At 67.3% G+C, this 13,874-nt stretch carries 9 protein-coding genes; 3 read left to right on the top strand and 6 right to left on the bottom strand.

Translation table 11 applies throughout. The annotated features are described in order from the left end of the window. Positions 1-876: 876 nt before the first annotated feature. Positions 877-1,155, bottom strand: a complete 279-nt coding sequence (locus GGD82_RS17740) for a site-specific integrase (protein ID WP_150063691.1) — start codon at positions 1,153-1,155, stop codon at positions 877-879. 347 nt (positions 1,156-1,502) lie between these two features. On the opposite strand from GGD82_RS17740, the gene GGD82_RS17745 reads away from it, so the two are divergent. Beyond that, positions 1,503-2,570 (top strand): nitrilase-related carbon-nitrogen hydrolase, encoded by a 1,068-nt coding sequence (locus tag GGD82_RS17745; protein ID WP_150063690.1) that lies wholly within the window; start codon positions 1,503-1,505, stop codon positions 2,568-2,570. A 230-nt stretch (positions 2,571-2,800) separates the two neighbouring features. Here the strand turns inward: GGD82_RS17745 and pheT are convergent, their stop codons facing one another. From pheT to rpmI, 4 genes are all read right to left on the bottom strand, one after another. Continuing rightward, positions 2,801-5,212, bottom strand: a complete 2,412-nt coding sequence (gene pheT, locus GGD82_RS17750; protein ID WP_150063689.1) for a phenylalanine--tRNA ligase subunit beta — start codon at positions 5,210-5,212, stop codon at positions 2,801-2,803. Next, positions 5,209-6,285, bottom strand: coding sequence for a phenylalanine--tRNA ligase subunit alpha (pheS, locus tag GGD82_RS17755; RefSeq protein WP_150063688.1), 1,077 nt, complete (start codon positions 6,283-6,285; stop codon positions 5,209-5,211). The genes pheT and pheS overlap by 4 nt, the downstream gene beginning before the upstream one ends. A 181-nt stretch (positions 6,286-6,466) precedes the next feature. Continuing rightward, positions 6,467-6,823 carry a 50S ribosomal protein L20 gene (gene rplT, locus GGD82_RS17760; protein ID WP_150063687.1) on the bottom strand — a complete coding sequence of 119 codons (357 nt, stop codon included), beginning with the start codon at positions 6,821-6,823 and terminating at the stop codon, positions 6,467-6,469. Positions 6,824-6,872: 49 nt separating this feature from the next. After that, positions 6,873-7,076, bottom strand: a complete 204-nt coding sequence (gene rpmI / locus GGD82_RS17765; RefSeq protein WP_150063686.1) for a 50S ribosomal protein L35 — start codon at positions 7,074-7,076, stop codon at positions 6,873-6,875. A 404-nt stretch (positions 7,077-7,480) separates the two neighbouring features. Between rpmI and GGD82_RS17770 the strand changes: the two genes are divergently transcribed. Then, positions 7,481-7,873: a PilZ domain-containing protein gene (locus GGD82_RS17770; protein WP_170284427.1), complete on the top strand. Its 393-nt coding sequence runs from the start codon at positions 7,481-7,483 to the stop codon at positions 7,871-7,873. 258 nt (positions 7,874-8,131) lie between these two features. Beyond that, entirely contained in the window at positions 8,132-13,099 is a 4,968-nt protein-coding gene (locus GGD82_RS17775; RefSeq protein ID WP_150063684.1) for a PAS domain S-box protein, read from the top strand. On the opposite strand, the gene GGD82_RS17780 is transcribed toward GGD82_RS17775, so the two are convergent. After that, complete coding sequence (locus GGD82_RS17780; RefSeq protein ID WP_150063683.1) at positions 13,057-13,806, bottom strand: response regulator transcription factor; 750 nt, start codon at positions 13,804-13,806, stop codon at positions 13,057-13,059. The genes GGD82_RS17775 and GGD82_RS17780 overlap by 43 nt on opposite strands. Between the last annotated feature and the right edge of the window lie 68 nt (positions 13,807-13,874).

Consider the following 13,874-nt stretch of genomic DNA (forward strand, 5'->3'; position numbering starts at 1 on the left):
ACATGGAGCCTCCCGCTTAATCCAAGGGAGTCCCCTACAGAATCCATTTCAAGCCCGACCGCTACCCCGATTTCTCAAATGCGATTCCCCTGCAAGAGATGGAGAGGTATGGAATTGCGACGATGGATTGTTGGCGGCGCCACCAACCAAGGCAATGACTTCCGCTCAGGGGAGTCCTGACACAGCAGCATGCCAGAAACGGTCACGGCACGTGTCGGCACTGGATGGATAACGGGCTGATGTCGCTCCTGGATTGACATGAAGCGGGGCTCTCTGCCCTTTTGGGGTGGTCGGTGTGAACAGAGACGGCGTCGGATGAAGTGTTATTGCCTTTGCCGACGCCCTCCCTTTTATCTTATAAATTTCAATTCCTTAAATGCAATCTGCTCACAGAGAAGGGAGGGTGCTCCTAAAAAAACGACGTGCAGGCAATGGGGTAAGCGACATCGTAGGCTTTCTTTTATATTGCCTTCTTTCCAGATGCATTTCCCAGTATGCTCATTCACGCTCATTTACGCTCTCCTGTGCTACCCTATCTCCAAATTCAAACCATGACTTTTGGTTATGATTGTGAAATTTGCAATGGCGAGCAGATTCGCCCGCGACCAAGCGGCGAATGTGGTCCAGGCCTCGCCCCCGCCGGAAACTGCCCAGCGTCGTCGCCGGTCAACAGCGGGCCCCCATGCCCATTGACCCCATCTTGTTTATCCCTCTGTTCGACCGGACCCACGGTCATCCCTCCGTTCCGACCTGCCAGCCGAAACGCCGTCGGTCGCTGGCTCGGTCAAGGTGGGCCGAAGGTCTCCGCGCGGAGCGCGGCGTGTCCTTGACCGGGCCGAGACCGATGGCCCCCTGGCAAGGGGCGGGCGGAGGGGTTCATGGCTCCAACCTGTTGGCGATGTCCTCTGCCACCCTGTTGGCCGCGCGGCGTTGCGCCGCGTCGATGTGCACATAGCCTTGCGTGATCCCGCGCGCCGCGCGACCGAGCAGCGCGCCGATGGTGAGGTCGGAGAACCCCAGGTCGCCGGCCACGCTGGCGAAGGTATGGGGAAGCATATGCGGCGTGACGTCAATCAGGCCGGCCACGGCGCGCAGCCGCCGAAGCGTGTCCGGCGCCGCGGTGAACGGGCCGTCGCCCTGATCGGCCGGGAACAAGAAGGGCGACCCGCCGGGAACGGGTAAGGTTGTCAACAGGTCCAGGGCACTGCGCCCGTTTGACCTCCCGCACAGGTTCATAGTCACGAGGCTGAGCCTCAGCCTCAACCTCGGTGAACGGGGCGCGACCGTCGGTCTCCGGACCCGGCGCTCCGGTGACGGGGCCCGCCCGACCGTGCCTGCACAGAACCGGTGCCCCTTTTTGCGAAAAGCGCTATAGACCGGGCGGACTCCGGCACGGGGCGCGCGCAAAATCGGGATGCGGGTCCGCACAAGAACGCCGGTGTCCACGCTCATGCAAGGCGGTCGGCAGCCTCGTCACTCACCCCTGCCAGGAAAGAGAACCCATGATCGAGCCGTATAACGCCGTTGGCCTTATTCCCTCATTCTGGGGCATTCGGACGCGCGAGGACATTCAGAAAAATATCGATCATTTGAGGGGGCTGACCCACGGGGCCTTTTGGCTGTCCAATCTGGACATCCCGGTCCGGCTCATCGCGATTCCCGAAGGTGCGTTGATGGGGTTCAACGACGAGGTCCTTGATGTTGATCACGCGGACTTCGCCAGGACCTGCTGCATCGACATTCCCGGCCCGGAAACCGACGCCCTTGGCGACATCGCCAAGGAGTGGAACGTGTACATCATGGCTCAGGCCAAGGCACGCCATCCGGACTGGAAGGATCTCTTCTTCAACGTGGGCTTCGTCATCGATCCCGACGGTGCGGTCATCCTGAAGCACTACAAGATCAACGCCTTGCTGCCCGTGGAGCGGTCGGTCTCCCCCCACGATCTGTTCGACTGGTGGATTGAGAAGTACGGTCGCACCCTGGATGCCTTCTGGCCGGTCGCCGACACGAAAATCGGTCGGCTCGGCGTGATGATGGCGATGGAGGGGAGCTACCCGGAGAATGGTAGAGGCCTGGCGATGAACGGCGCCGAAGTCGTGTACCGGGCGTCCTTGCCGGCCCCCTTCACCGGCAATGACTTCTTTGAAATCACCAACCGGGCCCGTGCGCTGGAAAACAACATGTACGTCGTGGCGCCGAACATCGGGAGTTATCACCTCCATCCGGAGGACACGGTGGGCGTCGATGCCGGTGGGGGGTGCTCCATGATCGTGGATTACCGCGGCCGGATCGTCGGCAAGCAACTCGACACCAACGGATCCACGTTCGTATCCGGGGTCATCGATATCGAAGCCCTGCGCCACCATCGGTCCAGTGCCCAGGTCACCAACTGGCTGAAGGACGTGCGTTCGGAACTGGCGCAGATCGTCTATGAAACGCCTGTTTATCCCAAGAATCTGTACATCGATAAACTTCCGGGGAAGCACGCCGACTACAAGAAAGAGGTAATTGACCGGCAGGTGAATCTGATGCTGGAGCGGGACATCTGGAAAAAGCCGGCCAAATGATCGTCTGATTGTCCGTGATGTCACCAGGTATACCGCCCGTCCCCACTGTCGGGCGTATACCATCATATCATAGTCATAGACCGGTCGCCGACCGGGACGGGGGAGTGTTCAACGACAGCGCGCCCGCCCCCGCGTCGGTTCCAGTCAGGCCCGGAACGGATGGGGAGGTGCCGTCGAGCGGGGGCCATCGGACGCCGTTCGTGGGGTCCGATGGCCTGTCGTCCGGTTCCTTACGCCCGCAGTTCGCCGCCCGTGGCCTTGACCACCGCTGCGACGATCTTCTTCGTGACCGCCTCGATGTCCTCGTCGGTCAGGGTCCGTTCGGTCGGTTGCAGGGTCACGCACAGGGCGACGGACGTTTTGCCCGGCTCCAGGCGTTCGCCCTGGTAGACGTCGAACACCGCGACATCGGCGATCAGCGCCTTGTCCGCGCCCTTGGCGGCGCGCACCAGTGTTTCGGCTGACACGTCCGCGTTGACGAGGAACGCGAAGTCGCGCTCGACCGGCTGGAACGGGCTAGCGTTCAGCAGCGGCCGGGCTTTGGTCGGCTTCGCCTTCGGCTCCGGCACCGCTTCCAGGAACACCTCGAACGCGGCCACCGGGCCTTTGACGTCCAGCGTCTTCAGCACGCCCGGGTGCAACTCCCCGAACCGCGCCAGCACCTTCGGCCCCAGCTTGAGGGTACCAGAGCGGCCGGGGTGGTACCACGCGGGCGCCTCGGCGACGGTCTGCAGATTGCCGACCGGCGCGCCCGCCGCCGTCAGCGCCGCCAGGGCGTCGGCCTTGGCGTCATAGGCGTCGACCGTGCGGGGGTGGGTGTCCCAATGGCGTGGGCCGCTCTGGCCGACACGCACCCCGGCGGCGACCATCTGCTGTTCACCCGGTTCGCCGCCGTGGAACTGCGGACCGACCTCGAACAGCGCCGCGTTGGGCACACCCCGGTCGGCGTTGCGCTGCGCGGCGGTGGCGAGGTTGGGCAGGATCGACGGGCGCATGGCGTCCAGATCGCTGCTGATCGGGTTGGCGAGGTCCAGGGCGGGCAGGCCGCCGCCGAACGCCTCGGCGTGCGCCTTCGGCTGGAACGACCACGTCACGCTCTCCGACAACCCCCGCGCGGCGAGGGCGCGCCGGGCCGCCACGCGGCGCACCTGGGCGCCGGTGAGGACCGGGGTCGGCATCGGGTCGCGCGGCAGCGAGATCCGGGGGATGCGGTTGAATCCGTGGATGCGCGCCACTTCCTCGACGAGGTCATGCTCGTCCGAGATGTCGGGGCGCCAGGACGGGCGCAGGACGGTGAGCACGCCGTAGGCGTCCTCGGCCAGGACCTCGCAGCCCAGGGCCTCCAGAATGCGGCGGCACTGGGCGGTGTCGAGGCGCAGCCCGCACAGGCGCAGCACCTGCAGCGGATCAAGCGAGATTTCCGTCCGCCACGCCGGCGGCGCGCCCGCAACCACGAGGTGGGAGGCCTCGCCGCCGCACCAGTCCAGGATCAGGCGGGTGGCGGCCTCGGTGCCGGGGATGGCGCTTTCCGGGTCCACGCCCCGGTCGAAGCGGTAGCGAGCATCGCTGTCGATCCCAAGTCGGCGACCTGTTGCGGCAATGCGGCGGGGATCGAACAGGGCCGATTCCAGGACCACGTTCACGGTCTCCGCCGTGCAGCCCGTATCGCGCCCGCCCATGATCCCGCCGATGCCCTGCGGTCCGGCGTCGTCACAGATCGCGACGTCCTCCGCCGACAGCGTGTAGTCCTTGTCGTCCAGGGCGGCGATGGTCGCGCCGGCCGTGGCGAGACGGGGCTGGATGTCGCCCGTCAGCTTGTCGGCGTCAAAGACGTGCAGCGGCCGCCCGTACTCGTAGGTGATGAGGTTGGTCACATCGACCAGGGCCGAGATCGGTCGCAGGCCGATGGCCGTCAGCCGGTCCTTGACCCACTGCGGGCTCTCGCCGTTCTTCACCCCCCGGATGTAACGGGCCACGTACTGGGGGCAGGCGTCGCGGTCGGCCTCGTCGGGGCCAAGCGTGACCCGCACCGGGCTGTCGAAGGTGCCCGGCACCGGCTCGATCGTCAGCGGCTTCAGCGTGCCCAGCCCCGATGCGGCCAGATCCCGGGCCACGCCGCGCACGCCCAGGCAGTCCGGACGGTTTGGCGTGATGGCGATGTCGATCATGGGATCGAGGGGCAGCACCTCGGTGATGCTGACGCCCAGCGGAGTGTCCGCCGGCAGCTCGATGATGCCGCTGTGGTCGTCGCCCAGGCCAAGCTCCCGAGACGAACACATCATGCCACGGCTTTCGACGCCGCGGATCTTGCCCACCTTCAGGACCTGACCGCTTTCGGGAATCGTGGTGCCGGGGCGGGCCAGAACGACCTTGATGCCGGCGCGGGCGTTGGGCGCGCCGCAGATGATCTGAAGGTCGGCCTCACCCTCGGTGCCCGTGCGCACGGTGCACAGGCGCAGCTTGTCGGCGTCCGGGTGCTTCTCGGCGGTCAGCACCTCGGCCACCGTGAACGGCGCCAGCGTGCTGCGCAGGTCCGTCACCCCCTCGACCTCCAGACCGAGCATGGTCAGCCGGTCCGTGATCGCCTCCAGCGGCGCGTCGGTCTCCAGATGCTCCTTGAGCCAGGACAGCGTGAACTTCATCGGCCGAGCCCTCCATGCAGCGTGGGCACGTCGAGCGCGCCGAATCCGTAATGGCGCAGCCAGCGCAGATCGGACTCGAAGAACGTCCGCAAGTCGGGAATGCCGTACTTCAGCATGGCGATGCGCTCCAGGCCCATGCCGAAGGCAAAGCCCTGGTACTCCGCCGGGTCCAGGCCGCAGGCGCGCAGCACGTTGGGATGCACCATGCCGCAGCCGAGGATCTCCAGCCAGTCGTCGCCCGCACCGATGCGCAGTTCGCCGCCCTTACGGGAGCAACCGATGTCTACCTCCGCCGACGGCTCGGTGAAGGGGAAGAACGACGGCCGGAAGCGCATCGGCACGTTGTCGACCTCGAAATACGCCTCGACGAACTCCTGCAGGCAGCCCTTCAGGTGGCCCATGTGCGTGGACTGGTCGATCACCAGCCCCTCGAACTGATGGAACATGGGCGTGTGCGTCATGTCGGAATCGCTGCGGTAGGTCCGACCCGGTGCCAGCACGCGCACCGGCGGCTTCTGGCCCAGCAGGGTGCGGATCTGAACCGGCGAGGTGTGCGTACGCAGGACGTGGCGGGTGCCGTCCGCGCGCTCCGGCAGGAAGAAGGTGTCATGCATCTCCCGCGCCGGATGATCGGGCGGGAAGTTCAGGGCCGTGAAATTGTGGAAGTCGTCCTCGATGTCCGGCCCCTCGGCGATCGCGAAGCCCATCTGAGCGAAGATCGCCACCACCTCGTCCCAGGTCTGGCTGATCGGATGGATCGAACCGGTCGACTCGGGCCGTACCGGCAGGGTGACGTCGATGCGCTCCCGTTCCAGCCGGGCGTCGAGGGCGGCGGCCTCCAGGGCCGCGCGCCGCTGGTCGATGGCCTCGGCCACGGCGGCCTTGACGCGGTTCATCTCCTGGCCGAACGCCTTGCGCTGCTCGGGGTCCATGCCGCCGAGCGCCTTCATCAGGGCGGTCACGCGGCCTTTCTTGCCGAGCGCGGATACCCGCACCTCTTCGAGGGCCGCCGGGTCCGAGGCCGCCTCAACGGCGGACATCAACTCAGCGCGCAGTGTTTCCAGGTCTTCCATGCACTCTTCCATAGACGCGTCAGGGTTGGACGAACGGCAGCGTCGCATAACACCCGGGCGCGGGTAAGAAAAGATCACCCCGCGCCCGGCGCGGGTCCGCCATGCAAGGGGCGCATGCAAACGGCCGCCCGCCATCGCCGGCGGGCGGCCGTATCGCAAACCGAACGGAGTCGGATGGGCGTCAGCCGCGGGCGGCGCGAGCCTGTTCGCACAGCGAGCCGAAGGCCTCCGGCTCATGCACGGCGAGATCGGCCAGAACCTTGCGGTCCAGATCGATGCCAGCCTTCTTCAGGCCGTCGATGAACACGCTGTAGGTCAGGCCGTGCAGGCGGGCACCGGCGTTGATGCGCTGAATCCAAAGGCCGCGGAAATCGCGCTTCTTCTGACGCCGATCACGATAGGCGTACTGAAGGCCCTTTTCGACCTTCTCGATCGCGATGCGGTAGTTGGTGGAATTGCGGCCGCGGTAACCCTTGGCCAGCTTGAGAATCTTCTTGTGACGGGCGTGGCTGGTCGTGCCGCCCTTGGCGCGAGACATGGTAGTTTACTCCTGACGGAAAACGGACCCCTGGGGAAACGGTGCGCGTTTAGCGCCCGTAGGGCAGAAAGTTGCGCTTGATGATGGTCGCGTCAGCGTCGCTCAGGATGAACGTGCCGCGCGCCTGGCGCTTCATCTTCTGCGGCTTGTTGCGCAGCATGTGGCGCTTGTAGGCCACGTTGGCGCGCACCTTGCCGGTGCCGGTCAGGCGAAAACGCTTTTTCGCCGCGCTCTTGGATTTCATCTTGGGCATTTTCTATGGTCCTGTGCGTGGCCCGCGTTAGAGGCGCTGTCCGGTCCGGAAGACCGGAACGGCCGGCGGGCGGTCGGTTTCGGGTTGGGACGGTCGGGCATGCCCTGGCGTGCCCCCACTTGAAGCGGGTCACGGCACACCGCGCCACGCCATCCCTTGTTCGGAAAGCGAGCCGTTTACCGCATGGAGGGCCGGCTTGCAAGATGTTCCCTGCGTCGCGCGCGGCGAACGGGTGGCGGCAGGGGGCGCGATGGCCGCAGATGGCGCGTTCGGACACCGTGGGTCGGGGTGTCCCTGTCGGGCTTCCTTGTCGGTTCGCGTCAGATTGTTATAGTAAGAGTCATCCTATCGAGTGCCGGACGCTCCCAGGTGGGGGCGGGTTTCGATTTTCGGGAGATCGCCCCATGGCCTCTCCAGTACCTCAGGATATGGTGGATCGCGCGGGCGACGGGCGGCGCCGGGACCGCAGGGCGGTTCAACGCTACGCCGTGCCCCTATCCGGCCGTTGGATCGCGGACGGCCGGTGGGTTCATACGGTGATTGAGTCCATGTCGCATCGCGGCGCCGCCTTGTCCTGTTTGGTGTCCCTGCGCGTCGGGGAGGCAGGCATCCTGAAACTGGACGATCTGGACGTTCCGATTCCCGGGGATGTCCGCTGGGCGCACGATGGCCTCGCGGGGGTTGCGTTCACGCTGGGCGAGATCGACTCGGAGCGCCTGCGAGAGCACATCGCGCGCCATGGCACGCGGGGCTGTCTTGAGCTTCCGCCCGGGGTCGTGCCCGCGTCCGGCGTCTAGAGCCTATCCCGTGTGACCCGGATGGTCTGCAATAGTGTGTCGAGGCAGGATGTCCGCCGGGCCGTCCGGGAGTGCGCTATGATTGGGAACCCCGCTGTGATGCCGGGCACGCCGGCCGGGTGTGGGGCCGGGTGTGGGGCCGGGGGCGTGGCGCCCGCAGCCTTCTTTCCGCGAAACGGATCGGCGTCTGTGACGGCTTCGTCTTGCCATTCCGGTGCGCCACACGTCGGCGTAGTGTGATCGGTCCGGGGGGGTTCCATGGCGTCCGAGACCCTCGTCAATGCGTCGTCCGCCAGTGCGTCGTCCGCCAGCGTGTCATCAGCCAGCGTGTCATCAGATGGTACCGCGCCCGCCGCGCTGGCCATTCTGGCGCGCCTTTCCCAGGACCTAGCGGGTCCGGATCTCACCGTGGTGGGCGCAGCCCATCGCGTGACCGCAAGCTTGCTGGCCTTGCCCGGTGCGGTCGAAGTTCGGGTCCTGCGTCTGCCCGGTCATCTTGAGGTCAGTCGCGCGGGCGCCGCGCCGGCGGTGCAGGGTGGGCTTGGCCCGGTGCGGCTCGCGGCGACGGTGCGGGCCGACCAGCGGCCGTGGGGAACGCTCGACGTCGCCCTGGCGGCCGGCATTCGGACCACGCTTCCCGGCCTCGGCGAGGCCGTGACCCTTGCGGCGGATCTTCTGGCCCGTGCGCTCGGTGACATCGCGAGCCGGATGACGGCCCGGCCGGATGTCGCAGTTCGGGCGATGCGTGAGGCTATTGGTGCGCGGCTCAGTGTCGGTATGACGTTGACGGAGGCCCTGCACGGCGAGGCGTCCGCTCTGATGGCGCTGGTCGATGCGGACGCTCTTTTGGTTGAGTCTCTCGGCGACCGTCTGTTCGTCGGGTGCGCGCTGGACGAGGCGGAGGCTTTGCTGGGGGCCTGCCGACGCAGCGCCGGAGTGCGGGACCAGGAGCCGGGCTGTTCGGACGCCACGGCGGGGCTCCCCGATGTGGTGGACCTCTCGGACGACGTGTGGGCCGCGACTGCCGTGCTTCCCCTCGGTGACATTTTCGGGGACGTGTTGATCCTGGCGCGCCGCGCTGCGCCCCCCGTGTCGGATCTGGGGTCGGCGTCGGGCGGGGAGGCAGTCGTCACCCCGTTCACGGAGACCCAGTGGCGTGTGTTGCGGTGCCTGCATCGGTTCCTGGAGGAGCGGTTTGCGGTGGAGCAGGTGCGACGCCGGGGCCCGCTCGGCCGGTTCCTGGCGACGGTGTCGCGGACGTTTCTGACCGAATCGGTGTCGCATGCTACGGCCGACGCGCTGCGCATGGTGTGTGAGTCCATCGGGGCGGAACAGGCGGCGGTGATCCAGGCTGCCGATCCTCGGGATGGCCGGCGGGACTGGCGCCTGGTGCAAAGCTGGAGCGGTCAGGATGCGCGGGCGCTGGGCCCGGCGTGCGCTCGGGAGTCGTGCAGCGCCTGTTCGGCGTTTCACGCGCATCTCGAACACGCCGGTCTGTTGCGGGTCAGCCGGGTCGAGGATGTGTCGGATTTTCTCGACCGGCTACCCGCTTGTGCCTGGCTGACCTGTGCGAGTTCCGTGTTGATCCTGCCGCTGAGGGATCGAGGGCAGACGGTCGGTGTCGTGACATTCGTGACGCACCGCCAGACGCGGCGCTGGACGGACTGGGACGTGCAATGGGCCAGTCTGGCGGCAGAGATCATCGGCCATGCCTTGTCGCGCCATCGGGTGGAGGCGGAACGGGCCGCCAGTGAAGATCGGTTCCGCGCCCTGTTCCAGCAAAGCCGAGAGCCGCTGCTCCTGCTGGACCAGAACGCCGTGGTCCTGGACACGAACCGGGCGGCCGAGGATCTGACCGGCATCCGCGCGCGCGGTCTGGCGTCCCGTCCGGCGGAGCCTGGGGGAGCCGCGGGCGCCAAACCGTTCCAGCGCGAGGCCATTCTGGCGGGCCTGTCCCGGCTGGATCGTGGGCGCTTGGGTGTGGCTGAAACCATACACACGCGACCCGATGGCGTGGTGGTGCCGCTGGAACTGACCATGCAACGGTTCGAGCACGCCGGGGGCGTGCATTTTCTGGTCGCCGCCGAGGATATCTCGGCCCGAAAGGCGGCGGAGGAGGCGGCGCGGGAACGGGCCGCGCGCGACGAACTGATGATCCAGATCGCCAAGCGGTTCGTGCGGGAGCCGCTGGATCGTGCCATCTGGACCGCGTTTTCCGAGGTCGGGACGTTCCTGAACCGGGATGCGTTCATCATGCAGGAACCGGGCGACCCCGGCGGGATGTTGCAAACACGTCTCGTCTGGCGTGCCGCTCCAGGCCTGGGGGCCTGCGCGACCAAGCTGGCCCGGCTGCCGAAGGCCCGCCTGGGGCTCGAAGTCGGGCGACCGTGGCGCTGGTCGGAGCGCGACGAGGGCGGGGCGTCCAAGGAGGGGGCACGGTGCAACAATGCGGGCCCGCATGGCGTGGCGGTGCTGGCGGTCCCCGTCATCGTGGAGGATGCTGCGGTCTCCCAGATCGTTCTGGCCGATTGCTCCGGCCGCAAGCGTGGCTGGACCGATGCCGATTCCAGGCTTCTGGCCTTCCTGGCGGAGATGTACGCGAGTGCCCTGACCCGGGCGCGGGACCGCAGCGCCCGTGCCTTGAGTGAAAAACGGTTGGAAGCCTTCGCCAGCAATCTTCCGGGGATCGTCTGGCGGCGGGTCCGGACCCGGGACGGCACCTTGAGCTACCCCTATGTCAGCCCCGGCCTAGCGAAGTTCGCGCGGTTGCCCGAGGGCGATGGGCGGCGAAACGCCGATGGGGTGGCCGGCATCGTCCATCCCGATGACCGGGCGATGTTCCATCGCAGCGTCGAGCAGGCCGCCGCCGCGCATGAGGACTGGTCTCTTGAATATCGCGTCCTGTGCGGCGACGGTCACCAGAAGTGGGTTCATTCCCGGGGCAAGGTCCACGATCTCCCGGATGGCGCCGTGGCGTGGGATGGCCTGACGCTGGATATCAGCGACCTCAAGCGGTCCGAGCAGGCGCTGCGCGAGAGTGAAACACGGTTCCGGACGGCCTTTGATCAGGCGGCGGAGGGCATGGCCCTGATCGGGCCGGACGGTCGCTGGCAGCGTGTCAATCAGTCGCTGACGACGCTTTTGGACGTGTCGGCCGAGGACATGGTGGGCACGCCTGTGATCCGCTGGGTCATGGAAGAAGACCGTAAGGTCGTGATGGCGTTGCGTCGCCGGGTGGCTCTGGAGCCGACGTCGCTTTTGGAAACCCGTGTGCGGGCGCGACGGGTCGATGGGACCACGCCCTGGATCCACGCCAAGGTGGCGCCGGTGTTCGACGAGGACGGCGGCGTTCTGTACTGGCTGGCCCACGTCCAGGATGTGTCGGCGCAGAAGGCGACGCAGGACCTGCTTGTGGCGGCCCGCGATCAGGCCGAAGCGACGGCGCGGGCCAAGAGCGATTTCCTGGCCATGATGAGCCACGAGATCCGCACCCCGTTGGCGGGCATGATCGGGCTCGCCCAGCTTCTTCAGCGCGGGAACCTTCCGGTCGTGCAGAGCCGGCGGGCGGGCCGTATCGAGTCCGCCGGTCGGCTTCTTCTAGGGATGCTCGACGATATTCTGACGCTGTCGAAGGCGGAATCAGGCGCCTTGGGGACCGCGAACGGTCCCTTCTCGCCGGCCAGTGTGGTGTCGGAGGTCTTGGGGCTTCTGTCCGCGCATGCCGACGGCAAAGGCCTGAAATTGCAGATGGATCTCGCGCCGGACCTGCCGTGCCGTGTCGTTGGGCCCGAGGCTTTGGTTCGGCTGGTGCTGTTCAATCTGGGGGGAAATGCGGTCAAGTTCACCGATCGGGGTCGGGTTGTGTTGCGGGCCCGTTTCGAGGCGGCGGGCACGGCGGGCGAAACGCCCACGCTGCTGTTCGAGGTGGAGGATACGGGCGCCGGTATCGACCCGGCCGACCGCGTCCGTCTGTTCGCGCCGTTTGCCCAGGGCAGAGATTCCATGACGTCGGGCAAGACACGGGCCGGCGTGGGACTCGGTCTTGCCATCTGCCGCCGGATGGTGGCCGCGATGAACGGGGCGCTCGATGTGGACAGCGAGCCGGGTGTGGGCAGCCGGTTCTGGTTTCGCTGCCCGTTGGTCGCGGGCGAGGCGTCCCTGGAGCACGACCTAACGGGGACCGGGGGCCTCGGGACGACGCTGGCGGGGACGGAGCCGACGGACCGGGTCCCGACCTTGGCTGGTCTCGACGTGCTGGTTGTGGATGACGATTCCATCCATTGCGAGGTTCTGACGGAGATGCTGGCCACGCTTGGCTGCCGGCCACGCGGTTTCGCGAGCGGGCCGGCGTTGTTGGAGGCCGCGTCCCGGGGCCTTGCGGCCCCACCCAGCCTGATTCTCATGGATCTCAACATGCCCGAACTGGATGGCGACGAGACCGCGCAGTGTCTTCGCGGTCTGGGGCACGGATGGGCCGAGACACCGGTGCTGGCGGTGACCGCCGGCACGGCCGGCTGGTCAGCGGGGGAGTGCGGGGGGCTTATGACCCCGTCCAACCCTCAGCACGAGGCTCTCAAGGACAGCGGGTTCGAGGGCTGTCTGTGCAAGCCGGTGGACCTTGCGACGTTGCGGCTGGCCCTGAGCCGGTACGCCCGCCGCGATGCCGACGCCGGGCCCGGGGCGTGGTCGGAGGGTTCTGGCGATCTCCCGTCCGCGTCAACGGAGCCGACGGGGGCCACCGGACAGGGGGGTACGCTCGTGGCGTCCCCCACGACGGACGTGCCCACGATCCCAACGGATCCGGTGCTCGATCAGGCCTTATGGAACCGACGGCTGGCGTTGCTGGGGGCGGCCCGGATGGCGGACCGTCTGGCCGACCTGGATGACATTATGAGACCCTTGTGCGCCTGGGCCGAGCATCCCACCGCAGAGGCGGCCGCGACCATGGCGGCCTTGGCCCATCGCGTCCGGGGCGCCGCCGCGACGTTGGGGGCAGGGCGTCTCGCGGATCACGCCGGCCGCCTGGAGCACGCGATCCTGGAGACGCCGACCGTGGCCTTTCTGTCATCGGCGTCTCCGCCCGTCCGGCTGGTTCGGGCCGGGACAGCGTTTCTTGCGGCCTGGCGTGAGGCGCGTGCGGCCTTTCGGGCGGGGTTGGCCGCGGAGGAAACCGGGGCGGACGATCAGGGCTCGCCCACGGTGACCACATCGGCGGTGAAGATGTAGCCGGCGCGATGCACCGTCACGATCAGGCGGGGCTGCGAGGGATCGTCCTCCAGCTTTTGCCGCAGGCGCCGGACCAGGACGTCCACGGTCCGCTCTGTCGGCTCGAACGGAACCGGCCGGTGGCCGGTCAGAAGCTGCTGGCGGGTCATGACCTCGCCCGCGTTCTCGACAAACGCGGTCAACAGGTCGAACTCGGCGGCGGTGAGGCGGATGTCGGTCCCGTCGCGGCGGCTGAGGGTGCGAGTGTGCAGGTCCATATCCCATGACCCGAACCGTCGCCACCGCGGTTCTTCGCCGGCGCGCCGGCCTGCGGCGCTGTCCAGCCGACGCAGCAGGTTGCGGACGCGAATGATGAGTTCGGCCTCGTCCACCGGTTTGACGACGTAATCGTCCGCGCCGAGTTCAAGCCCGGCAAGACGATCCTCGCGCGAGTCGCGCGCGGTGACGATGATGAGCCCGACATCCGACGTGTCGCGCAACTCTCGGGTGATGGTGAAACCGTCCTTGCCCGGCATGCCGATGTCGAGAAGGATCACATCAACCGGCGCGCGCTCAATGATGCGGGCCATTTCGGCCCCATCGCTGGCGGTCAGAGTGTGCAAGCCCGACGCCTCCAGCGCGGCGCTGAGCACGTCGCGCGTGATCGGGTCGTCGTCCACCACGAGGACGGTGCCGGATTGGGGCGTGGAGCCAACGGGTTCGGGCACGAGTGGAGCCTCGATCTTTGGGCGGCGCTCCTGCGTGAATTCAGGTTCCAGTCACGCTCGTGTTGCGT

Origin of the sequence: Roseospira marina, from assembly GCF_014197855.1 — a bacterium.
GTDB classification, from domain to species: domain Bacteria; phylum Pseudomonadota; class Alphaproteobacteria; order Rhodospirillales; family Rhodospirillaceae; genus Rhodospira; species Rhodospira marina.